This window comes from Streptomyces griseiscabiei (assembly GCF_020010925.1).
GTDB classification, from domain to species: domain Bacteria; phylum Actinomycetota; class Actinomycetes; order Streptomycetales; family Streptomycetaceae; genus Streptomyces; species Streptomyces griseiscabiei.
In genome coordinates this window covers 2,928,315-2,950,144 of the sequence record NZ_JAGJBZ010000002.1, presented here as the reverse complement: position 1 = coordinate 2,950,144, position 21,830 = coordinate 2,928,315, and the positions used below count along the sequence as shown (strand labels likewise).

The following is a 21,830-nucleotide window of genomic DNA, read 5'->3' as shown; positions in this document are numbered from 1 at the left end:
ATCTACCTGCACGTTTATCATTCACGTGACGTTCGGTAGACAAAGCGGCCACACAGAATGACGACCGAACGAACGTTGACCTGCCCGTCAGCGACTCTCTAGCTTAGTAATCGTTTACTTCCCTGTCCCCTGTCCCAGCAGGAGCGCCATGCCCCCGCACTCGCTTCCCCGTGCCGTCTTCGCCATGAACCCGGTGCATCTGCCGGAGCTGTTCCCGTCGCCTCTCATGAACCGGCTGCGGCGGCTGGTGACCGTCGATCCCGCACTCGTCGTCCAGGACTTCGCCGATCTGGCGGCGGCCCCCGCGCTGGCCCGTGCCGAGGTGCTGATCACCGGCTGGGGCTGCCCCCGCGTCGACGCGGTCGTCCTGGACGCGGCGCCCCGGCTGCGGACCGTCCTGCACGCGGCCGGCAGCGTGCGCGGGCTCGTCGGCGACGCGGTGTGGGACCGGGGGCTCACCGTCTCCAGCGCGGTCCGGGCCAACGCGCTGCCGGTGGCCGAGTACACGCTCGCCGCGATCCTGCTCGCCGGCAAGGACGCCTTCGGGCTGCGGGAACGCTTCCGGGCCGAGCGGGTGTATCCCGCGCCGGACGAGTACACGGCGGTCGGCAACCTCGGCCGGCGGGTCGGGATCATCGGCGCGTCCCGCGTGGGCCGCCGGGTGCTGGAACTGCTGCGCCCCTTCGACCTCCGGGTGGGCCTGTACGACCCGTACGTGGACGCGGCCGGGGCGGCGGCGCTCGGCGCGGTGCCCCTCCCCCTCGACGAACTGCTCCGCACCAGCGACATCGTCAGCGTGCACGCGCCCGACACCCCGGAGACCCACCGGATGCTCAGCCGCGACCGGCTGGCGCTCATCCCCGACGGCGCCGTACTGATCAACACCTCGCGCGGTGCCCTGGTGGACCCCGAGGCGCTGACCGCCGAACTGGTCGGCGGCCGGATCAGCGCGGTGCTCGATGTCACCGAACCGGAGCCGCTGCCCGCGGACTCCCCCCTCTACCGCCTCCCGAACGTCTTCCTCACCCCGCACATCGCGGGCTCCCTCGGCAACGAGCTGGCCCGCCTCGGCGGCACCGTCGTCGAGGAACTGGAGCGGCTCACGGCCGGACTGCCGCTGTCGCACGGGGTGCGCCGGGGAGAGCTGACGATCAGCGCCTGACCGGGGCCCGGCCCGCGCCGGCACCGCCCGAGACACCCGCAAGTGCTGGACACCCCGGCGCGGCATGATCGGGGCATGAGCGAGCACACCGAAGACGGCTATCTCCTCGACAACCGGCGCTCCGAGGCGGGTGAGCGCTTCGGGGCGCTCGCCGCGCTGTTCGACGCGTCCACCTTCCGTCATGTCGACGACCTGGGGATCGCACCGGGCTGGCGCTGCTGGGAGGTGGGGGCCGGGGGCCCCTCGGTGGTCCGGGGACTCGCCGAGCGGGTCGGGCCCACGGGACATGTGCTGGCGACGGACATCGACACCTCGTGGACGCAGGCCGCCGCGACCGCGCCGCAGGTCGAGGTGCGCCGGCACGACGTCGCCGCCGACGAGCCCCCGGAGGGCCTCTTCGACCTGGTCCACGCCCGGCTGGTGCTGGTCCACGTCACCGACCGCGAGCGGGCCCTGCGGGTGATGGTGGACTCCCTGCGCCCCGGTGGGTGGCTGCTGCTGGAGGACGCCGACCCGGCGCTCCAGCCCCTGATCTGTCCCGACGAGCACGGTCCCGAACAGCGGCTGGCCAACAGGCTCCGCCACGGCTTCCGCAAGCTGCTCGCCGAGCGCGGCGCGGATCTGTCCTACGGCCGCCGCCTCCCGCGTCTGCTGCGCGAGGCGGGCCTCACCGAGGTGCGGGCGGACGCCTACTTCCCCCTGTCGGGCCCGGCCTGTACCGCGTTGGAGACGGCCACCGTGCGGCAGGTCCGCGAGCAGCTGATCGCCAAGGGGCACGCGACGCGCGAGGAGATCGACACCCATCTCGCCGGCATCGCCGCGGGCGGCCTGGATCTGGCGACCTCCCCGATGATCTCGGCGTGGGGCCGCAAACCCCGGCCGTGACCACCCGCGCTCTGGGTACGGGCACGCCCGAAGTTGAGTACGCGCACTCAAGATCCGGGGCGGTCCGCGCCCCGACGATGAGGTCATCCTCGTAGAGACCGGGAGTGACCCCATGTTCAGCCGCCTCGCCGACGTCCTGGTACCCGCGTTCGGGCGTCTCACGGTGACCGCCGACGCCGCGGCCGTGTGGGCGCCGGGCAGCATCGTCGTCGCGAACCACACCTCGCTCGCCGATCCCGCGATCGTCCTCGCCGCGCTGCACCGACTGGGCGTCCAGCCGGTCGTCATGGGCGCCGCCGGTCTGTGGCGCGTCCCTGTGCTCGGCCGTGCGCTGAACCGCGGCGGGCACATCCCGGTGTACCGCGGGGACCCGCGCGCCGCCGACGCGCTCGACCTCGCCGCCGCCGCGCTGGCGGACGGCCGGACGATCCTCATCTACGCCGAGGGCGGCATCCCGCTCCGCAAGGACGCCGCGGAGGCGCCGCCCGCACCGTTCCGCAGCGGCCTGACCCGGCTCGCTGAACGTACCGGCGCGCCCGTCGTCCCGGTCGGCCAGGCCGGAGCGCGCCGGGTCACCTCCGGCAGCACGGCCAAACAGCTCGCGGGACTGTTCACCGCGCCCCTGCGCCGCCCCGACCTGCACGTCCACGTCGGAGCACCCCTCACCCTGGCCGCCGGACACACCACGAACACCCGGCAGGCGCACGCCGCGGTGACGGCCGCCTGGCGCACGGCCGCCGCCCACCTGGGCGAACCGGCCGCGCTCGCCGCGTGACACCGGCGCACGGGTACGTTCCCGCCGCGGCGCCGGCCTTCGTAGAGTGCGAGGGTCGTGGGGACGAGGATCGCGACGCGAGACGCCGCGGAAGCGAGGGGCCACTGTGGAGCTGCGCTGGCTGACGTCGTTCGTGACGGTCGCCGAGGATCTGCACTTCGGTCAGGCCGCCGACCGGCTGTATCTGGCGCCGTCCGCGCTGAGCGCCCAGATCAAGGCGCTGGAGACGGAGCTGGGGGTACGGCTGATCGACCGTGGCCGCCGCTCCCGGATCCGGCTGACCGGCGCGGGCGAGCTGTTCCTGCCGGAGGCCCGGCTGACCCTCGCGCAGGTCGCGCGGGCCGAGGCCGTGGGCCGCCGGGCGGGCCGGGGCGAGCTGGGCGAGGCCGAGATCGCGTACGTCGCCTCCGCCGCCTTCTCCGGCGTACTGACCCGGGTGCTGGCCGACTGCGGACGGCACGAGCGGGACGTGACGCTGCGGGTGCGGGAGCTGGAGACCCCGGCGCAGCTGGCGGCGCTCGGCTCGGGCCGGATCGATGTGGGCTTCCTGCGGTGGCGGCCGGAGTATCCGCCGGAACTGACGGCGGTCTGTCTGCTGACGGAGGAGATGGTGCTCGCCCTGCCCGCCGAGCACCGGCTCGGCGGTCTTTCGGCCGTGCCCGCCGCCGAGCTGGCCGAGGAGCGGTTCGTGGTGCCCCACTTCGACGAGGAGCACGACTTCCGCGACCAGCTCGGCCAGGTGGCGGACGCCGGTGGTTTCCCGCCCCGGCTGGCCCCGCCCGTCAAGGACTTCGTCGCCGCCCTCACCCTCGCCGGCGGTGGCCTCGGCGTCGCCCTCGTACCGGAGTCGGTGTGCCGGGTGCGGATGCCCGGGGTGGTCCACCGGCCGCTCGCCGACGTGTCCCTCACCACCCGGCTGGTCGGCGTGCACCGCCGGGACGAGAACTCCCCCGCCGTCCGCCGGGTGATCCGCCGCTTGCGGGCCGTCGCGTCGGACGACGGATGACGCATGCCGCACGGGGCGGCCGAAGGGCCGGGCGAAGGGGTCAGGAAGGGGTCAGGAGAAGGCGCGGTGGCCGGTGACCGCGTGGCCGATCACCAGGGCGTGCACCTCGTCCGTGCCCTCGTAGGTGCGCACCGATTCGAGGTTGGCCATGTGCCGCATGACGGGGAAGTCGCTGGTCACACCGTCGCCGCCGAGGATCGTACGGGCGGTGCGGGCGATCCGGAGGGCCTCGCGGACGTTGTTGAGCTTGCCCACGCTGATCTGCGCCGGGGCGAGTGCTCCCGCGTCCTTCAGCCGGCCGATGTGCACGGCGAGCAGCAGCCCCTTCTGGTACTCCACCGCCATGTCCGCCACCTTCTGCTGGGTGAGCTGGAGTTCGGCGAGCGCCTTGCCGAACACCCGCCGGGTGCGGGAGCGTTCGACGGCGGCTTCCAGGCACTCCCGGGCCGCGCCCATGACGCCCCAGACGATGCCGTAGCGGGCCTCGTTGAGACAGCTGAACGGCCCGCGCAGACCGGTGACGCCCGGCAGGACGGCGTCGGCGGGCAGCCGGCAGCCGTCGAGGACCAGGTCGCACTGGATGGAGGCGCGCAGGGAGAGCTTGTTGGTGATCTCCGTCGCGGTGAAGCCGGGTGTGCCGGCGGGGACGAGGAAGCCGCGTACGCCGTCCTCGGTGTTCGCCCAGACCACGGCGACATCGGCGACACTGCCCAGGCCGATCCAGCGCTTGGCCCCGTCGAGCACCCAGTCGCCGCCCTCCCGCCGGGCCGTCGTCCGCATCGACCCGGGGTCGCTGCCGCCGTCCGGTTCGGTGAGCCCGAAGCAGCCGATGGCCCGCCCGGCGGCCAGCTCCGGCAGCCAGCGTGTCCGCTGCTCCTGCGAGCCCCACTTGGCGATCGCGGACATCGCGAGGGAGCCCTGCACGGAGACGAAGGTGCGCCAGGCGCTGTCGGCGGCCTCCAGCTCCAGGCAGGCCAGCCCGTAGGACACCGCGCTCGCGCCGGCGCACCCGTACCCCCGCAGATGCATGCCGAGGACGCCCAACCCGCCGAGTTCCTGGACGAGTTCGCGGCGGAAGTGCCGGTCCTCGAAGTCGGCGTCGACGGTCGGCGCGATGCGTTCACGGGCGAAGGCGCGCACCTTGTCGCGCCAGGCGGTCTCCTCGGCGGTGAAGAGGTGCGCGCAGTCGAGGTCGAGTGTCGCAGCGGTGGGGGCTTCAGTTGCGGTTTCCGTTGCGGTTTCAGCGGTGGCTTCAGAGGCGGTCATATGTTCGTCTCTTCCCTAGTCGTCTCTTCCTCGGGCGGGCTGAACACGGCCTCGGTGTGCTCGCCCAGCTCCGGCGGCGGGAGCCGGTACCGGGCGGGTGAGCCGCTGAGGTGGATCGGGTGGGCGACCTGGAGGGTCCCGGCGACATCGGCGAGGGCGCCGAGGCCGAGCCGTTCGGCGTGGGCGAAGGCCTCGTCGAGCGAGTTGACCGGCCCGGCCGGTACGCCGACGGCGGGCAGCGCCTCGGCCCAGTGGTCCGCCGGCCTGGTCACGGTCGCCTGCTCCAGGGCGACCCGGAGTTCGGCGCGGTGGGCCACCCGGTCGGGGTTGGTGCGGAAGCGGCCGTCCTCGGCGAGTTCCGGCCGGCCGAGGGCGGTGACCAGCGCGGTGAACTGCCGGTCGTTGCCGACGGCGAGGGCGATCGGCCGGTCCGCCGTACGGAAGGTGTCGTACGGGGCGATGCTGGGGTGGGCGTTGCCGAGCCGTCCCGGCACCACCCCGGCGGCGACATATCCGGAGGCCTGGTTGACCATCGCCGACAGCAGCGAGCCCAGCAGGGTCACCTCCACCAGTTGCCCTTCGCCGGTGCGTTCGCGGTGGCGGAGCGCGGCCAGGATGCCCAGCGAGGCGTGGAGCCCGGTGATGACGTCGACGAGTGCCACGCCCACCTTGGTGGGGTCCCCGTCGGGCTCGCCGGTGACGCTCATCAGGCCGCCGACGGCCTGCACGAGCAGGTCGTAGCCGGGGAGCGGGGCGCCGGGGCCGGTGCCGAAGCCCGTGATCGAGCAGTACACCAACGCCGGGTCGGCGGCCCGCAGTTCCTCGGCGCCGAGTCCCAGTCTCTCCATGGTGCCGGGGCGGAAGTTCTCGACCAGGACATCGGAGCGTGCGATCAGCCGCCGGGCCCGTACGAGGCCCTCGTCCGTGGTGAGGTCGAGGGCGACCGACCGCTTGTTCCGGTTGACGCCCAGGTAGTACGTCGAGGTCCCGGTCGCGTCGACGGGTGGCCTCCAGGAGCGGGTCTCGTCCCCGGTGCCGGGCCGCTCCACCTTGACGACCTCCGCGCCGAGGTCGGCCAGCAGCATCGTCGCGTACGGCCCGGCGAGCACCCGGGAGAAGTCCGCGATCCGCACCCCGTCCAGCGCACCCGTCGGCATCCTCGGCTCCTCGTCGTTCTTCCCGCCCTGTCCTGTCCGGTCGGCGTCAAGCGTCGTGCGGCGGGACTCGGCACGTCAACGACGCGTTGACGCATGTCTGTGCGCGAGATCCGCATGTACCGCCGCGTGCACCGGGCCCACGGACCGCACCGGGTCCACGGCCTCGACACCGCTCCCAACCCTGGAATTCCTGATGCAGCGCATCAGGAATTCCGGGTGTCCACGGGCTTACCGGGGGCTCTTCCCGTGGGTCACAGTCGGCGGACGCCCCCACTCACGAAAGGAAGTCCGATCATGCCGAAAGTCACCTACGCCCAGCCCGACGGCACCGAGACCGTCCTCGATCTGGCCCCCGGCACCACCGTGATGCGAGGCGCCGTGACCGGTGGAGTGCGCGGCATCGTCGCCGAGTGCTGCGGCAACCTGATGTGCGCCACCTGCCATGTCTATGTCGACCTCGGCGAGGACACCGAGGCCCCCTTCTCCCCCGTCACCCCCGACGAGGACGAACTCCTCGACTGCACGGCCGCACCCCGCGAGGCCGGCAGCCGGCTCAGCTGCCAACTCGGTCTGACGGAGCGGACCGCCGATGTCGTCGTGAGGGTCCCGCACTCCCAGACATGACCGGCCGCGGCTCGGCATCCGTCTCCCGCACGTATCCGCACGTATCCGCACGTACCCCTGCGGTCCCGTGCGGTCCCGGTGCGGTCCTTCCCGGGGTTCGATATTCGGTGGCCGTCCGTTTCGGCGGGTTGCTACGCTCGGCGCATGATTCACGTCTTCTATCTCTGACCGGGCCGTCGGCCCCGCTCCGTACTCACCCGTCCTCGCACGGGTGGTGAGCGACGGGCCACGAGTTCGCCCGCGACCCCGCTCCGCTGCCTTCCGTTTTTCCTTCCACGGCGGCCGGGTCGTTCGTCAGAGACGGTGCACTCCCCCGGTGGTCCCAGGGGTGAGGTGTGCCTCCTTCCGGAGGAAGAGAACGTGACTGCCCCAGCCCTGCCTGCCCGCGCCCGGGCCCAGTTGACCTGCGCCGCCGTCCGTGTCGATCGCGGTGGGCGCACCGTGCTGCACGACGTCGAGATGAAGGTGTCCCCCGCATCGCGGTGGGGTGTGGTCGGCGAGAACGGACGCGGCAAGTCGACCCTGTTGCACGTCCTGGCCGGTGTCCTGACCCCCGACGAGGGGGAGGTCCACCGGGTGGGCACCCTCGCGCTGGCCGAGCAGGAGATGCCGGCGGAGGAGGAGCGTACGGTCGGCGATGTCATCGACGAGCACCTGGCCGACGCCCGTGCGGCGCTCGCGGCCCTGGACGCGGCGGCCACGGCGCTGGCCGAGGAGCGGCCCGGCGCGGACGAGGCGTACGCCGACGCGCTGGAGGCGGCGCGGACGCTGGACGCCTGGGACGCCGACCGCCGGGTCGACGTCGCCCTCGTCGGACTCGGCGCCGTCGGCGACCGCGGCCGCCCTCTCGCCACGCTCTCCGTCGGCCAGCGCTATCGGATCCGGCTGGCCTGTCTGCTGGGGGCCGAGTACGACTTCCTGCTCCTCGACGAGCCGACCAACCACCTCGATCTCGCCGGGCTGGAGTATCTGACCACCCGGCTGCGCGCCCACGCGGGAGGTGTGGTCGTGGTCAGCCACGACCGGGCGCTGCTCGCCGACGTGGCCACCACGATCCTCGACCTCGACCCCACACGGGACGGCCGTCCGCAGGTCCACGGCGGCGGATACGCCGGTTACCGCGAGGGCCGGGAGGCCGAACTGGTGCGGTGGGAGGCCGAGTACGAGCAGCAGCGGGCCGAACAGACCCGGCTGGAACAGGCCTTGTCGGAGGCACGGAACAGGCTGGTCACGGGGTGGCGCCCGGACAAGGGCACCGGCAAGCACCAGCGGGCCACCCGGGCCGGTGCGCTGGCCCGTTCCGTGCACCGCCGCCAGGACGACCTGGAACACCACAAGGTCACCGCGCCCGTGCCGCCCCGGCGGTTCCACATGCCCGAGCTGCCCGCCCGGCCCGGCGCCCCGCTGCTGCGGGCGCAGGAGGTGAGCGTGGACGGTCGGCTGCACCGGCCGACGACCGCGGCGGTGGCGTCCGGCGACCGGCTGGCCGTCACCGGGCCGAACGGGGCGGGCAAGTCGACGCTCCTGTCGGTCCTGGCGGGGCGGCTCGCGCCCACGACGGGCCGGGTGCACCGGGCGCGTACCGTCCGGCTGCACCTCCTGGGGCAGGAGTCGCCGCACCCGACGCGGCGACGGGCCCGGGATCTGTACGAGGCGCACACGGCACGGCTGGTGACCGCCGGGGTCCTCCAGCAGGGCGAGGTCGTCGGGCTCGGGGCGCTGGGTCTGCTCACCTCGCGCGACGCCGGGAAACCGGTGGCCGACCTGTCGACGGGGCAACAGCGCCGGCTCGACCTCGCGCTGGCGCTCGCCACCCGCCCGCATGTCCTGCTGCTGGACGAGCCGACCAACCACCTGTCCATCGCCCTCGTCGACGAGCTCACCGAAGCCCTGCGGGCCACGGACGCGGCGGTCGTCGTCGCCACGCACGACCGGCAGCTGCGGCGCGACATCCACGACTGGCCGCGGCTGCGGCTCAGCCCGCCCGAGCGGGCGTCGGCACGGCGGGCCGCGCTCGCTCCCGACCAGGGCTGACCACCCCGTCGCACGGGCCCGGCGCTACCACCAGCGGTGTCGGTCGCTGAGGACGCGTCGGTCCCGGAGCGGCTGTGTCTCCAGGGCGTTTCCCTTGGGAAAGACCTTCCGGTAGTGGGCCAGCGCCTCGGCGGATGCCTGGACGGGGTGGGTCAGCAAAGTCCAGCGCACTCCCGGGATGTAGGGGCAGGTGGTGGTGGAGCCGACGTAGCGGTAGGACTCGGTGCAGGACGGCAGCAGTGCGTCGAGTCCGACCCCGCCGACCGTCCAGTGCCCGTCCGATCGGCGGGCCGAGGTCAGCAGACGGTCCAGGGAGTCGTTGGGCTGCCCCGGGTGGACGAAGACACCGATGACGGTGAACTCGCCGTCCCCCTCGGCGGCGCCGGTGTCACCGTCCACGCGCCGGTACTTCATGTGCTGTTCCATCGGGAACGCCACTCCGCCGACCGTGTGCTCGGACGGTGTGTGCCAGTGCACGTCGACCAGGGCGAACAGGTCGTCGCCCACCCACAGCAGGCACTCGTCACCCTTCTGCGGCGCGGCCTTCACACTGCCCTCGTCGGTCCGCACACAGTCGTATCCGTCTCCCCGCGCGCGGTCGCGCGGAGGTCGGCGCCGGGGCTTCCCGGGATCGTCGAAGTGCAGGTCCAGCACCAGTTCCCTCGGATGACGGAACCGCAGGGGCGGCAGAGCCGAGGAGTCGGTGTCCTCCGGCCGGATGTCCACCGGGCTCAGCTTCTCGCACGAGGTATCGACGGCGGACGACGCGGACGCGGTCTGGGACATGGGCGGCACCTTCGACTGAGTCGGAAACTCCGGGCTGGAATCGCCCCATATCTCCCCGTCCCGCCGCCCCAGGACGCACAACCTCACCTGAACTGCTGAACAGACGGCGCGAACTTGACGGCAGGAGGGGCGAACTGCCTGCGGAATTGGCTAGGTTGCCCGGGACCTGGCACGGACACACGAGGGAGCGGCCGTGATGAGCCCACAGCAGATGACCTTTCGCGCCATGGACGTCGGTGACGGCGCCGACGGACGGTGGGCCGCGCACACACAGGAACTGTGGCCGCTCGCGGAGAGCTGGACGAGCGACGAGGGCCGCACTCCGGAGGGAGCGGCCCGGGCCAGGAACCTGTTCGAGGAGCACATGCCGGAGCTGGTCCCGGTGCTCGACCGGCTCGCCCGTCAGCTGGACCGGCCGGGCGGGGACACCTTCCTGACCCTCGCCGTCCTGCGGCCGTTCTTCTCGGGCTGCACACAGATCGGCGGCCCGGGCAGCCTGCTGCGCAACTACGACTTCAGTCCCGACGAGTGCGAGGGCACGATCGTCGCCTCCCACTTCCTCCGGCCGGTGATCGGTATGCAGGACGCGGGCTGGGGCCTGCTGGACGGGATGAACGACGCCGGGCTCGCGGTGTCGCTCACCTTCGGCGGGCGGTTCGTCCACGGCCCCGGCTTCGCCATCCTCATCGTGCTGCGCTATCTGCTGGAGACCTGCGACACCGTCGGGGAGGCGGTCGAGCGGCTGCGGACCATACCCGTCGGCATCCCGCAGAACGTCACCCTCGTCGACCGCGAACGCGCGGTGACGGTGTTCGTGGGACCCGACATCCCGTTGACCGAGGCGCCGGACGCCTGCGCCGCCAACCACCAGCATCTGCCGGTGCCCGACGAGCAGGAGCGGTTCTCCCGGACCCAGGAGCGGCTGGCCGGTGTCCGCGCCGCGGGCTCGGACGTGGCGGCGATGCTGAAGCCTCCGCTGTACCAGTACGCGTACGACGAGGGACTGGGCACGGTCTACACCGCCCACTACCGGCCCTCGGAGGGCCGTGTGACCTACCACTGGCCCGACGAGTCCTGGGAACAGTCCTTCGACGCGTTCACTCCGGGCGCCCGGACCGTGGCACTGGGCCGGTGAGCGTGGCCTTCCCGGCGCTCAGGACCACAGCGCGCGCAGGGCCGCGTTGACGGTGGCGGGCTGTTGGGTGTGGGGGTAGTGGCCGGGGACGCGGAGGAGGCGGGCGGCGAGGGTGTCGGCCAGGGCCTCGGCGCAGGCGATCAGGGGCTCGCCGACGTAGGTGCGGTACAGCTCGGGGGCGTCCTCCCAGGTCCCGCAGATGATCAGGGTCGGCCAGGGTGCGGTGCGCAAGGGTTCGAGGGGCGCCGTCGCCTCCCAGACGGGGCGTTCGCGCATCGAGGTGGCGACGGCGCGCAGCCGCCTCGGGGTGGGGTCGGGCATGGCCATGCCGATGCCCTCCGTGGAGGCGCGCAGATACTGCTCCGGTGTCACCGACTCCGGCACGGCGGCGCCCTCCCGCACCCGCCGCATCATGGTCTCGATCACGGGGTGCCCGGCCGCCGCCGCGAAGGCGGAGGGCTGGATCAGCGTGAGTGAGCGGACGAGGTCGGGGCGGCGTCCGGCGGCCAGCATGGCGATCAGTCCGCCGTTGCCGTGACCGACGAGGTGCGCGCCGCCGTCCTGGGCCTCCAGCAGCGCGACCAGGTCGTCCGCGTCGGTGTCGAAGTCACCGCGTTCGGTGTCGGGGCTGTCGCCGTAGCCCCGTCGGTCCACCAGGAGCAGCCGGTGGCGGTCGGCCAACGGCCGCTGGGCCGCGAAGCCGTACAGCTCGTCGCCACCCCAGGTGAAGATGTTGTGCACGAGGACCGAGGGCGCTCCCCCACCGCCGGTCTCGTCCCACACCGTCACATGGATCGGGGTCATCGCCGTACTTCCTTCCCGTTCCGGTACCGCGTCGACTCGGGGGGGGAGGGGAGAGACAGTCCTCGACGCCGACAGTCCTCGACAGTGTGTCAGTACCCGTAAGTCCCTCCCGCTCGGCCCCTGTTGTGGGGGACTATGGCCGGTATGACGGACCCGAGGACTTGAAGAGAGCGGAACGCACGGCTGATCTGGCGCCGGGTCGCGACCTGGGACACGGTCGCCGACGGGGACCGGCGGGTCTGTGGTGACTGCGGGACGCCCGTCCGCTCGTACCACTACCGCTTCCACCCGCCCGAATCCGCCGCGTACGAGCGCTGCGTCGGGCTCGCGTGGTGCACGGGCTGCCGGATCCACTGCGGCTCGCTGGTCCACGTACCCCGCGCACAGGTCGTCGTCGACCCCTTGGCCTCGCTGCCGGAGGACGAGCGGGACCGCCTTGTGCGCAACGACGTCAGGCTGATCAAGTACCTGGAGCGGCTGGTCCGTGAGCACGGGCGGGGATGAGGGCGTCGGAGGGCGCCTGGGCCACTGAGCTGCGGGGTCCCCGAAAACCCGCGTGCGTACAACGCCTCCCCCACGTGACAATCGGGGACCACCAAGGGGAGGAACACATGAGCCGGGCCCACCTGACTCTTCATGGCCTGCTGCCGCCGGAGGAACTCGCCGCGGCGCTCGAAGCGGGGCACGTCACGCGGAAGTCGCACCCGGAACTGCCGCTGTCCATCTACACGTACACCAGGACCTGCCAGTACGAGCGGGTCTGGAACCGTGTGACCACGCGCTGCCGGGGACTCGTGGCCGACGACGCCACCGGGGAGATCGTCGCGCTGCCGCTGCCGAAGTTCTTCAACGTCGGTGAGCACGAGGCGGGTCAGCCGTACGCGACGGCGCTCCCGGACGAGCCGTTCGAGGTGTACGACAAGGTCGACGGCAGCCTCGCGGTGGTGTTCCACTACGCGGGCCGGTGGCGGGTGGCGTCCAAGGGGTCGTTCATCAGTGTGCAGGCGACCTGGGCGCAGCGGCTGCTCGACGGGAAGGACACCTCCGGTCTGGTGCCCGGGGTGACGTACCTGGCGGAGATCCTGTACCCGGAGAACCGGATCGTCGTCGACTACGGCGACCGGCGGGACGTGGTGCTGCTGGCCGCGTTCGCGAAGGACGGCACCGAGATCGCCCTCGCGGAGGCCGCGGCCGGCTGGCAGGGCATCGGCTCGGTCGTCACCGTCCGGCCCGCCGTGCCGCTCGCCGAACTGCTGGCGATGACCGAGGGCAACCGGCTGCCCGGCGGCAGCGCGGCCACCGGCACCGACGCCGAGGGCTTCGTGCTGCGCTTCGCCTCGGGCGTGCGGGCGAAGGCCAAGTTCGCCGAGTACGTACGGCTGCACAGGGTGCTGACCGGGGTGACCGAGCGGGACATCTGGCGCGGGCACGGCGTCCAGCGGTTCGCGGGGCTGCCCGCCAAGCAGATCGCGCAGGCGCTGAACTGCTCGGCCGAGGACGTCGCCGCGTCCGGCGGCCGGCCCCTGGACGCGCTGCTGGAGCAGGTGCCGGACGAGTTCGACGCCTGGGTGCGCGGGGTGGTCGCGGGCATCGAGAAGCAGGTGGCGGACCGGGAGCGGGCGATCGACGAGGCGTTCCGGTCGCTGGCGCATCTCACCGGCGACCGGGGCGCGTTCGCCCGCGCGGTGCGGGAGCTGCCGGACGCCGCCGTGCGCCCCGCCATGTTCCAGCGGCTGGACGGCCGCCCGACCGAGCTCGTGACGTACCGTTCCACCCGGCCGGAGGCGTCCGACCCCTTCAAGAACGACGAGGAGAACTGATCGTGCCGACCGTGCCCGTGGTGCACGTCATGTCGGGGCTGCCCGCCTCGGGGAAGACGACGGCGGCGCGCAGGCTGCAGGCGGAGTCCGAGGGGCGGATGCGCCGCGTCAACCTCGACGATCTGCGGCAGATGCTCGACGTCCCGCTGCCGGAGGGGGCCGAGCGCCGGTCGTACGCGCACGAGCAGACCGTGCTGGCGATCCAGGACGCGGCGGTGCGCGCGGCCGTGGAGGGCGGTTTCGACGTCGTCGTGGACAACACGCACATGACGCCGCACATCCCGAAGCGGCTGAAGGCGGCGGTGGCGGGGCTGGCCACGTTCGTGGTGCACGACTTCACCGACGTACCGGTGGAAGAGTGCCTCAGGCGCGACGCCGAGCGGGAGCGGCCGGTCGGTGAGGAGATCATCCGGCTCCTCGCCGACAAGCACGCCAAGTCCCGCAGGGGCGGCTGGCGGCTGACCGCGGAATGGCTGAACGACGAGCCCGCCGTCGAGCCGTACACCGCCGACCCCGCGCTGCCGTCGGCGGTCATGTGCGACATCGACGGCACGCTCGCCCTCCGGGGCGACCGGGGCGCCTACGACTTCACGCGCTGCGACGAGGACCTGCTCAACGAGTCGGTGCGCGGGGCGCTGCGCTCCTTCCGGAGCGCCGACGGCGATGTGATCGTGCTGCTCTCCGGGCGCGGTGAGGAGCATCGCGGCCTGACGGAGGCGTGGCTGCGCGCGCACGAGGTGCCGTACGACGAGCTGTGGATGCGGGCCGCCAAGGACCAGCGCCGCGACGACGTGGTGAAGGCGGAGCTGTTCGACCGGCATGTCCGGCACCGGTTCGCGGTGCGGGTCTCGCTGGACGACCGGGACCGGGTCGTCGCCGTGTGGCGGCGGATGGGGCTGCCGACCTGGCAGGTCAACTACGGCGCCTTCTGACCACCGGGCCGATCGGGCGGGCAGTGCGCGGGCCGGTCCGCCCCCGTGCGCCCGCTGGTAAAATGGGGGCACGCTTCGACACCGCCGGGGCCCGTACCGAGGGGTACGGGCCCCGGCGCGTTCCGGGCGCCATCACAGGAAAGGTTCCCCATTGAACGCGAAGCCGTCCGCCTCCGAGTCCGCCCCCGCCGGGCCGCCGCAGCCCACCGACGCGCCCCCGGCCGAGTCCTTCGACTCGCTCGGCCTGCCGCCCGAGCTGCTGCGGACCATGACCGACCTCGGGGTGACGGAGCCGTTCCCGATCCAGGCGGCGACCCTGCCGAGCGCGCTCGCCGGACGCGACGTCCTCGGCCGGGCGCGGACCGGCTCGGGCAAGACGCTGGCGTTCGGGCTGGCGCTGCTCGTCCGTACGGCGGGCCGGCGGGCGGAGTCGAAGCGGCCCCTCGCGCTGGTGCTGGTGCCGACCCGGGAGCTGGCGCAGCAGGTGAGCGACGCGCTGACCCCGTACGCGCGCACGCTGGGGGTGCGGCTGGGGACGGTGGTCGGCGGGCTGTCGATCAACAAGCAGCAGGCAGTGCTGAGGACCGGCGTCGAGGTGCTCGTGGCGACGCCGGGGCGGCTCGCCGACCTGGTGTCGCGCCGGGACTGCCTGCTGAACCAGGTACGGATCACGGTGCTGGACGAGGCGGACCAGATGTGCGACCTGGGCTTCCTGCCGCAGGTCTCGGAGATCCTGGACCAGGTCCGCCCCGACGGGCAGCGGCTGCTGTTCTCCGCCACGCTCGACCGGGACGTCGACCAGTTGGTGCGCGACTACCTGCACGACCCGGTGCACGCCTCGGTCGACCGGGTCGCGGGCGTGGTCACCACGATGGAACACCATGTGCTGAACATCCACGGCGCCGACAAGTACGCCACCGCGACCGAGATCGCCGCGCGCGACGGCCGGGTGCTGATGTTCCTGGACACCAAGGCCGCGGTGGACCAGTTCACCCGTCATCTGCGGGCCAGCGGTGTACGGGCGGGCGCGCTGCACAGCGGCAAGTCGCAGCCGCAGCGCGCGCACACGCTCGGCCAGTTCAAGGACGGGGCGATCACCGTGCTGGTGGCCACCAACGTCGCGGCGCGGGGCATCCACATCGACGCGCTCGACCTCGTCGTGAACGTCGACCCGCCCGCCGACGCCAAGGACTATCTGCACCGGGGCGGGCGCACGGCACGCGCCGGGGAGTCCGGGAAGGTGGTCACCCTGGTCACCCACAGCCAGCGGCGCGACGTGAACCGGATGATGTCCGAGGCCAAGGTCCGCCCGACCGTCACCCAAGTGCGCTCCGGCGAGGCCCAATTGACCGCCATCACCGGGGCGAAGCGTCCACCGGCGGAGACGAGGCAGAGCGGCGGCAACGCCCCCTTCCGCGGCCTCGGCACCCGTCCGGGCCGTCCGGCGAAGGAGTCCCGCAAGGCCGCCGAGGCCCGGAAGGCGGCGGAGGCCCGCGCGGCGGCCCGGGTGCGCAAGGGCCGTTGACGCCAGGGGTGTTGGCGCAAGGGTGTTGGCGCCGGCGGTGTTGATGCCGGGACCGTCGGCGCGGGTGAATCGTTCGGCGCCCGACAGCGCCTCGCGTAAGGTGCCCGGGTTGCCGAGTGCGAAGGCGGTGGTGGGCGTGGCTCCCCGGAACGGGAACGTGGCGCGAGACAGGTGGGCGGGGGCGGCGCGCGCCGCGCTGGGGGCCGGGCGCCGGCTGGCGGCCGTCGAGCGGCTCACCGGCGGCACCACCAAGGGCGTGTACCGCCTGACGATGGACGACACCACGACGGCGATCGCCTATCTGTGGGACGAGTCGGAGAACTACTGGCCGGCGACCGAGGGCGACGGCGATCTCACGGACCCCTTCTCGCCCGGCGTCGGACTCGATCTGTTCGAGGCGGCCCACCGGCGGCTGGACGCGCTGGGGCTGCGGGTGCCCGAGATCCGTCTGATCGACCGCGGGCACACCCACCACCCGGCCGACCTGGCGATCGTGGAGGACGTCCCCGGCGAGAACCTGCTGGACCTGTTCGACCGAGACCCGCGCGCGGCGGAGCCGACGGTGGCACGGCTCGCGGAGGCCCTGGAGGCGATGCGGGCGTACCGGGCGCCGCGTTTCGGCAAGGTGGCCGTGGTCGACGCGGGAGGAAGCCCGGCGGCGGCGACGTGCGAGAGTGCCGCGCTCACCTTCGCCCTGCGCTGTCTCGCCGAGGCGGCGGCGCGCGACCGGCGGATCGCCGAGGCCCGCGACCGGCTCGACGAACGGCTGCGCGAGCTGGCCGCCGCGGTGCGACCGCGCGCCGAATTCTCGGTCGTGCACGGCGAGTTGGGGTTCGACCACGTCCTGGTGGACGGGAACGGCGACCCGGTGCTGATCGACATCGACGAACTGCTGTACTTCGACGTCGAGTGGGAGCACGTGTTCCTGCGGCTGCGCCATCCCGACGGCCACCACCGCCCGCTCGCGGTGGAGGGCCTCGACGAGGACCGGCTCGCGCTGTACACCCTCACCCAGCGGCTGTCGCTCACGGCGGGCCCGCTCCGGCTGCTCGACGGGGACTTCCCCGACCGGGAGTTCATGCGGGGCATCGCGGAGCACCACGGTGGCGAGGCGCTGGCGACGGTCTCCGGCGCATAGGACCGACAGCGGGCGTCAACTTCCTTCACCGTACGCCCCCTTGACCACGATCCGGCTCGCTGGTTCCTTGGGAGGGCTGCTCATGGGAGCGCTCCCACCTCCGGTGAGAAAGGATCCCCATGCTGACCTCCCCCCACAGGTCCGGCAGACGCGGCGGACGAGCCCTGGCGGCCGTCCTCACCACGGCGCTCGTCGTCTGTCTGCTGTCACTGGCCGGTGTCACCCGCGCCCACGCCGCGCCGGGCGACGGTTCGGTCTCCGATCCGAACATCGTCTACGTCGGCCGCTGGGACACGGGTTCCGGCACGACGGCGGTCGCCAACTGGACCGGCGCGTACATCCGGACGTCGTTCACCGGCACCACGGTGAAGGCGAAGGCGCGCGACGCGGTCAACTTCTACGTCAGCGTCGACGGCGGCCCCGACGTGTTCCACGCGGGCGTGCGCGGCACCGTCAACCTCACCCCGAGGCCCCTCGCCCCGGGCACGCACACCCTGCGGATCACCTACCGGTCCGGGGACACGGTGTTCCAGGGGCTGGTGCTGGACGCCGGGGCCCGTACGGTCGCTCCGGGCGCGGCGCCGGGGCTGATCGAGTTCGTCGGCGACTCCATCACCGCCGGGGCCCTCACCGACCGGCTGGCGCTCGACTCGTACGCCTGGAAGACGGGCGAACGGCTGGGCATGCGGCACACCCGGATCGCGCGCGCCGGGTACTGCCTCGTCGCGCGGTCCGGCTGCACCGGGCTGAGCGGCCAGTTCTTCAAGGTGGCCAGTACGGGCGCCACGGACTGGGACTTCTCCCGGTACCGGGCGAGCGCGGTCGTCGTCAACCTCGGCACCAACGACATCGGGCACGGGGTGACCGGCGCCGAGTTCCAGGCGGCGTACACCGCCTTCCTGCGGGACGTGCGCGCGAAGTACCCGGACGCGACGCTCTTCGCGGTGCAGACACTCAAGAAGCGGTACGTCGCCGAGACGAGGGCGGCCGTCGCCGCGCGCAACGCCGCCGGGGACGGCAGGGTCCGTCACGTCGACACGAGCGGCTGGCTGACGGACGGCGCCGACTACGAGGACGGCAACGGGCATCCGAACGAGGCGGGCCACACCAAGTTCGCGGACCGGCTCGCCCCGCTGATCGGCGCCGCCCTGAACGGCACGGCGTCCGCCTCGGCGCGGGCGGCGGCGCCGGGCCGGCCCGGTGATCCGAACATCAAGTTCGTCGGCCGCTGGGACACCACCACGTCGAGCACCGCGTACACGCCGTACTGGGCCGGTGCCTACTACCGCGTCGGCTTCACCGGACGGACCGTCCAGCTGAGGCAGCGCGGCACGATCGACTTCTGGGCGCGGATCGACGACGGGCCCGTGAGGTTCTACGACGACGTGCAGGGGACCGTGAATCTGACTCCGGCCGCGCTGTCGTCCGGCCGGCACACGCTGCAGGTCAACTACCAGGTGGTGGCGGGCTCCTATCGCGGTGACGCCGTCTTCCAGGGGTTGGTCCTGGACAGCGGGGCGACGACCTTCGCGCCGTCCGCGCCCACCCGGCTGGTCGAGTTCGTGGGCGACTCGATCACCGTGGGCACGACCAGCTCGCAGAACGCCCGTACCGCGTACGGCTGGCTGATCGGGGAGCGGCTCGGCACCGAGCACACGCAGATCGCCCAGGGCGGTGCCTGTCTGGTCGCGGCGGCGGACGGCTGTGTGGGCCTGGAGCGGCAGTACACCAAGCTCAACCCGAACGCGGCGACGCCCGACTGGGATCCCGCGCGCTACCGGGCGAACGCCGTCGTGATCAATCTGGGCACCAACGACGTGGGGCACGGGGTGAGTTCGGCGCAGTTCCAGGCCGGCTACTCCAGTCTGCTGCGCAAGGTCCGCGCCGCGCATCCGGGGGCCTGGATCTTCGCCCTGGAGACGTTCCGGGGGCGGTTCGTGCCCCAGACCGAGGCCGCCGTGCGGGAGGCGGTGGCGGGCGGGGACTCCCGGGTGTCCTTCGTCGACACCACGGGCTGGCTGGGCTCCGGTGACCTCACCGACTCCGTGCACCCCAACGACCAGGGGCATCGTGCCGTCACCGACCGGCTCGCCCCGCTGATCGCCGCGCGGATCGGCGCCTGAGGCCGGCCGCCGGGCCTACGATGGCGCCATGGCCGTCGTCCTCTTCGCAGGCATTCCCGTGAACGACTACAGCGTGGCGCTCTCCTGGTACGAGCGGTTGTTCGGTGCGCCGCCGACGTTCTTCCCGAACGACACGGAGGCGGTGTGGGAGCTGGCGGAGCACCGGTACGTGTATGTCGAGCACCGGCCGGGGCGCGCGGGTCACGCCCTGCACACCGTCTTCGTCGACGACCTCGACGACCGTGTCGCCCACATCTCCGGGCGGGGGCTGGAGCCCAGCAGCCGCGAGTCGTACGCGAACGGCGTCCGCAAGGTCACGTACCACGACCCGGACGGGAACGAGATCGCGTTCGGCGGCGGTCCCGTCTGACAGGTCCGGGTGACGGCGGGCGGCGGGGTCTCACTTCCGCTTCCCGATGTCGTCGGAGCGCGCCACGAAGCGGGCCGCTCCCCCGGACACCCGGAACAGGAAGCCGCCGCTGTCGTCGCCGACCTGGAAGTACTGCAGCGAGGCGTCGAAGCCGATCCGGCGGGTGATGCCCTGCCAGGGGCGGCGCAGGAGTTCGGAGCGCAGGGCGGAGCGGCCGTCGTCCCCGACGGAGGCGAGGCCCTGGGCGGCGAACCGGACGGCGTCGTACGCCTCGGCCGCCCAGGGGCCGGGCGCGGCGCCCGCGTGGCGGGCGCGGAACGCGGCGGCGAACGCCCTGGTCCGGGGGTCGGCGTTCGCGTCGGTGTAGCCCGTGCCGATCCGCCAGCCCTCGCCGGCGGCGAGGAAGGCGGCGCCGAGGACATGCTCGCCCGCGACCCGGGCGCCCCGGTGGCCCGCCTCGGGCAGCGCGCGGGCACAGGCGGCGGCGCGGTCGGGGCTCACCCCGGCGAACAGGACGGCGTCGCGGGGCCGCGCGGCGATCCGGCGCGCGACCTCGGTGAAGCCCTCGTCGGCGGCGACCTCCTCCACGGCGGTCTCGCTGTCGAGCTTGCCGTACACGGTGGCCATCCGGACCGTGGGCAGGCCCTCGGTCTCGGTGGCCAGGTCGTGCACGACGACCGTACGGGCGGGCTTGACGACCCGGTTCAGATGCCGCAGCACCGGGTGCGGACCGAGGGTCAGCGTGGAGCGCAGGACGAGCGCGGTGGTGGTGTTCACCGCCATGAACTCCTCGGTGTCGGCGCGGGTGACCAGGACGGTCAGCCGGGCCTTCGTGCACGGGGGCAGGGCCGCGGTGACGGTCCTCCCGTCGCCGGCGGCGATCACCACGGACACCTCCGGGTCGGCGGCGAGCCGGGTCGCCGCTCGGGTGGAGCCCGCGGGGGTGCCGTGGTCGTCGGCGGTGCGCAGCACGAGGTCGACGGTGCGCCGGGGGTCGCGGTTGTGCTCCTCGACGGCGAGGCGGGCGCCGCGCTCGTGTGCCGTGTGGAAGGGGTCGGACGGGCTGCCGAGCAGGGCGACCACATGGCGGGGGCGCCGGGCGGACCCGGTGTTCCCGGCGGCTCCGCCCCGGCCCCACCGCCACCAGGCGCCCGCCCCTGCCGCTCCGGTGACGCCGAGCGCGGCCCCCGCGAGGAGCAGACGCCGGCGGGTGGGCGGGACCGGGGTGCCGGGCGTGTCCACGGGGGACGGTCCGACGACGACGGTGGGGTCGGGCACGGGCAGGTCGAGAACGCGTGCGGCACGGGCGGCGACCAGCGCGGGCAGCCCTGCGGGAAGCCAGTCGCCGGAGGTGAACTCACCGAAGTCCGCCCGGAGTTCACTCATGCTCGGCCGCCGCTCGGGGTCCTTCTCCAGACACCGCCGTACGGTGCTGTCGAGGGCCTCGGGCAGACCGTCCAGGTCGGCGGGTTCGTGGACCGTCCGGTACAGGACGGCCGCCGCTCCGCCGGTACCGAACGGAGGTCTGCCGGTGGCCGTGCGGGCGAGGACGCAGCCGAGGGAGAAGACGTCGCTGGGCGGGCCCACGGTGCGGCCCCGGGCCTGCTCGGGCGAGAGGTAGCCGGGCGAGCCGACGACGCTGCCGTCCGTGGTGAGCGCGGTCGCGCCGAGCGCACGGGCGATCCCGAAGTCGATCAGGCGCGGGCCGTCCACGGCCAGCAGGACGTTCGCGGGCTTGACGTCCCGGTGGACGAGCCCGGCCGTGTGCACGGACTCCAGCGCCTCGGCCAGCGCGGCGCCCAGGCCGCGCAGCCGCGCCTCGGGCCAGGGCCCGTGCAGGGCGACGGCCTCGGCGAGGGACGGGCCGGGCACATAGGCGGTGGCCAGCCACGGGGAGCGCGCGTCGGCGTCGGCCGCGACGACCGGGACGGTCCAGCGGCCGGTGAGCCGGGACGCGAGTTCCGCCTCGCGGCGGAAGCGGGCCCGGAAGCCCGGGTCGCCCGCGTACTCGGCGCGGATCACCTTCAGCGCGCACCAGGCACCGTGCGGCGAGCGCGCCAGATACACCACGCCCATGCCGCCCGCGCCGAGCCGTCCCGCGAGCCGGTGGCCGCCGATCACGGACGGGTCGGCGGGCAGCAGCCGTTCCATGTCAGCCTCCTCCTCCTCACCCGGCGGCCCGCCCGGGGCCGTCCAGCGCGCGCTCTAGGGCCCTTCTGATGGATCTCCGTGGGAGAAGGAGCGGCGTTCGGTGCGTGCGCTCGGCGTGCGGCGTGGAGGGTCTTGTG

18 protein-coding genes are annotated in these 21,830 nt (G+C 73.2%); 13 read left to right on the top strand and 5 right to left on the bottom strand.

What is annotated here, in order from left to right; all coding sequences use genetic code 11:
* The first annotated feature begins 148 nt into the window (after positions 1–148).
* The 4 genes from J8M51_RS30090 to J8M51_RS30075 all read left to right on the top strand — a co-directional run bounded on the left by J8M51_RS30090 (position 149) and on the right by J8M51_RS30075 (position 3,828).
* Positions 149–1,162, top strand: coding sequence for a hydroxyacid dehydrogenase (locus J8M51_RS30090; protein WP_086751318.1), 1,014 nt, complete (start codon positions 149–151; stop codon positions 1,160–1,162).
* Positions 1,163–1,237: 75 nt separating this feature from the next.
* Positions 1,238–2,047, top strand: a complete 810-nt coding sequence (locus J8M51_RS30085) for a methyltransferase domain-containing protein (protein WP_086751320.1) — start codon at positions 1,238–1,240, stop codon at positions 2,045–2,047.
* Positions 2,048–2,159: 112 nt separating this feature from the next.
* Positions 2,160–2,822: a lysophospholipid acyltransferase family protein gene (locus tag J8M51_RS30080; RefSeq protein ID WP_086751322.1), complete on the top strand. Its 663-nt coding sequence runs from the start codon at positions 2,160–2,162 to the stop codon at positions 2,820–2,822.
* Between the two features lie 106 nt (positions 2,823–2,928).
* On the top strand, positions 2,929–3,828 hold the full coding sequence (locus J8M51_RS30075) for a LysR family transcriptional regulator (protein WP_086751325.1): 900 nt from the start codon (positions 2,929–2,931) through the stop codon (positions 3,826–3,828).
* A 51-nt stretch (positions 3,829–3,879) separates the two neighbouring features.
* On the opposite strand, the gene J8M51_RS30070 is transcribed toward J8M51_RS30075, so the two are convergent.
* Both J8M51_RS30070 and J8M51_RS30065 read right to left on the bottom strand, forming a co-directional pair.
* The gene (locus tag J8M51_RS30070) at positions 3,880–5,094 is read right to left on the bottom strand and encodes an acyl-CoA dehydrogenase family protein (protein WP_267299595.1); all 1,215 of its coding nucleotides are present in this window, start codon (positions 5,092–5,094) and stop codon (positions 3,880–3,882) included.
* Complete coding sequence (locus J8M51_RS30065) at positions 5,091–6,251, bottom strand: CaiB/BaiF CoA transferase family protein (RefSeq protein ID WP_086760560.1); 1,161 nt, start codon at positions 6,249–6,251, stop codon at positions 5,091–5,093. The genes J8M51_RS30070 and J8M51_RS30065 overlap by 4 nt, the downstream gene beginning before the upstream one ends.
* Before the next feature lie 294 nt (positions 6,252–6,545).
* Here J8M51_RS30065 and J8M51_RS30060 point away from each other — a divergent pair, with 294 nt between their 5' ends.
* Together J8M51_RS30060 and J8M51_RS30055 are read left to right on the top strand one after the other, a co-directional pair.
* Complete coding sequence (locus tag J8M51_RS30060) at positions 6,546–6,875, top strand: 2Fe-2S iron-sulfur cluster-binding protein (protein ID WP_086760558.1); 330 nt, start codon at positions 6,546–6,548, stop codon at positions 6,873–6,875.
* Between the two features lie 360 nt (positions 6,876–7,235).
* Complete coding sequence (locus J8M51_RS30055; RefSeq protein ID WP_256965872.1) at positions 7,236–8,909, top strand: ABC-F family ATP-binding cassette domain-containing protein; 1,674 nt, start codon at positions 7,236–7,238, stop codon at positions 8,907–8,909.
* Between the two features lie 24 nt (positions 8,910–8,933).
* On the opposite strand, the gene J8M51_RS30050 is transcribed toward J8M51_RS30055, so the two are convergent.
* Positions 8,934–9,695, bottom strand: a complete 762-nt coding sequence (locus tag J8M51_RS30050) for a carbonic anhydrase family protein (protein ID WP_086760554.1) — start codon at positions 9,693–9,695, stop codon at positions 8,934–8,936.
* A 196-nt stretch (positions 9,696–9,891) separates the two neighbouring features.
* On the opposite strand from J8M51_RS30050, the gene J8M51_RS30045 reads away from it, so the two are divergent.
* Positions 9,892–10,830, top strand: coding sequence for a C45 family autoproteolytic acyltransferase/hydolase (locus J8M51_RS30045; RefSeq protein ID WP_086760552.1), 939 nt, complete (start codon positions 9,892–9,894; stop codon positions 10,828–10,830).
* An 18-nt stretch (positions 10,831–10,848) separates the two neighbouring features.
* Here J8M51_RS30045 and J8M51_RS30040 read toward each other — a convergent pair whose 3' ends face one another.
* Complete coding sequence (locus J8M51_RS30040; protein ID WP_086760550.1) at positions 10,849–11,634, bottom strand: alpha/beta fold hydrolase; 786 nt, start codon at positions 11,632–11,634, stop codon at positions 10,849–10,851.
* A 611-nt stretch (positions 11,635–12,245) separates the two neighbouring features.
* Here J8M51_RS30040 and J8M51_RS30035 point away from each other — a divergent pair.
* The 6 genes from J8M51_RS30035 (at position 12,246) to J8M51_RS30010 (ending at position 19,542) form a co-directional block, all read left to right on the top strand.
* Positions 12,246–13,454 carry an RNA ligase gene (locus J8M51_RS30035; RefSeq protein WP_086760548.1) on the top strand — a complete coding sequence of 403 codons (1,209 nt, stop codon included), beginning with the start codon at positions 12,246–12,248 and terminating at the stop codon, positions 13,452–13,454.
* A gap of 2 nt (positions 13,455–13,456) precedes the next feature.
* Positions 13,457–14,386, top strand: coding sequence for a phosphatase domain-containing protein (locus tag J8M51_RS30030; protein ID WP_256965871.1), 930 nt, complete (start codon positions 13,457–13,459; stop codon positions 14,384–14,386).
* A 151-nt stretch (positions 14,387–14,537) separates the two neighbouring features.
* Positions 14,538–15,911: a DEAD/DEAH box helicase gene (locus tag J8M51_RS30025; RefSeq protein WP_086760546.1), complete on the top strand. Its 1,374-nt coding sequence runs from the start codon at positions 14,538–14,540 to the stop codon at positions 15,909–15,911.
* Positions 15,912–16,068: 157 nt separating this feature from the next.
* Positions 16,069–17,049, top strand: a complete 981-nt coding sequence (locus J8M51_RS30020; RefSeq protein ID WP_086760544.1) for a phosphotransferase family protein — start codon at positions 16,069–16,071, stop codon at positions 17,047–17,049.
* 119 nt (positions 17,050–17,168) lie between these two features.
* Positions 17,169–19,172, top strand: coding sequence for a GDSL-type esterase/lipase family protein (locus J8M51_RS30015; protein ID WP_086760543.1), 2,004 nt, complete (start codon positions 17,169–17,171; stop codon positions 19,170–19,172).
* 28 nt (positions 19,173–19,200) lie between these two features.
* On the top strand, positions 19,201–19,542 hold the full coding sequence (locus J8M51_RS30010; RefSeq protein WP_086760541.1) for a VOC family protein: 342 nt from the start codon (positions 19,201–19,203) through the stop codon (positions 19,540–19,542).
* A gap of 30 nt (positions 19,543–19,572) precedes the next feature.
* On the opposite strand, the gene J8M51_RS30005 is transcribed toward J8M51_RS30010, so the two are convergent.
* The gene (locus tag J8M51_RS30005; RefSeq protein WP_267299594.1) at positions 19,573–21,693 is read right to left on the bottom strand and encodes a bifunctional serine/threonine-protein kinase/ABC transporter substrate-binding protein; all 2,121 of its coding nucleotides are present in this window, start codon (positions 21,691–21,693) and stop codon (positions 19,573–19,575) included.
* Positions 21,694–21,830 lie beyond the last annotated feature (137 nt).

Coding starts and splice junctions, on each gene's coding strand:
- J8M51_RS30090 (WP_086751318.1), top strand. CDS start 149: ATGCCCCCGCACTCGCTTCCCCGTGCCGTCTTCGCCATGAACCCGGTG.
- J8M51_RS30085 (WP_086751320.1), top strand. CDS start 1,238: ATGAGCGAGCACACCGAAGACGGCTATCTCCTCGACAACCGGCGCTCC.
- J8M51_RS30080 (WP_086751322.1), top strand. CDS start 2,160: ATGTTCAGCCGCCTCGCCGACGTCCTGGTACCCGCGTTCGGGCGTCTC.
- J8M51_RS30070 (WP_267299595.1), bottom strand. CDS start 5,094: ATGACCGCCTCTGAAGCCACCGCTGAAACCGCAACGGAAACCGCAACT.
- J8M51_RS30065 (WP_086760560.1), bottom strand. CDS start 6,251: ATGCCGACGGGTGCGCTGGACGGGGTGCGGATCGCGGACTTCTCCCGG.
- J8M51_RS30060 (WP_086760558.1), top strand. CDS start 6,546: ATGCCGAAAGTCACCTACGCCCAGCCCGACGGCACCGAGACCGTCCTC.
- J8M51_RS30050 (WP_086760554.1), bottom strand. CDS start 9,695: ATGTCCCAGACCGCGTCCGCGTCGTCCGCCGTCGATACCTCGTGCGAG.
- J8M51_RS30045 (WP_086760552.1), top strand. CDS start 9,892: ATGAGCCCACAGCAGATGACCTTTCGCGCCATGGACGTCGGTGACGGC.
- J8M51_RS30040 (WP_086760550.1), bottom strand. CDS start 11,634: ATGACCCCGATCCATGTGACGGTGTGGGACGAGACCGGCGGTGGGGGA.
- J8M51_RS30035 (WP_086760548.1), top strand. CDS start 12,246: ATGAGCCGGGCCCACCTGACTCTTCATGGCCTGCTGCCGCCGGAGGAA.
- J8M51_RS30015 (WP_086760543.1), top strand. CDS start 17,169: ATGCTGACCTCCCCCCACAGGTCCGGCAGACGCGGCGGACGAGCCCTG.
- J8M51_RS30010 (WP_086760541.1), top strand. CDS start 19,201: ATGGCCGTCGTCCTCTTCGCAGGCATTCCCGTGAACGACTACAGCGTG.
- J8M51_RS30005 (WP_267299594.1), bottom strand. CDS start 21,693: ATGGAACGGCTGCTGCCCGCCGACCCGTCCGTGATCGGCGGCCACCGG.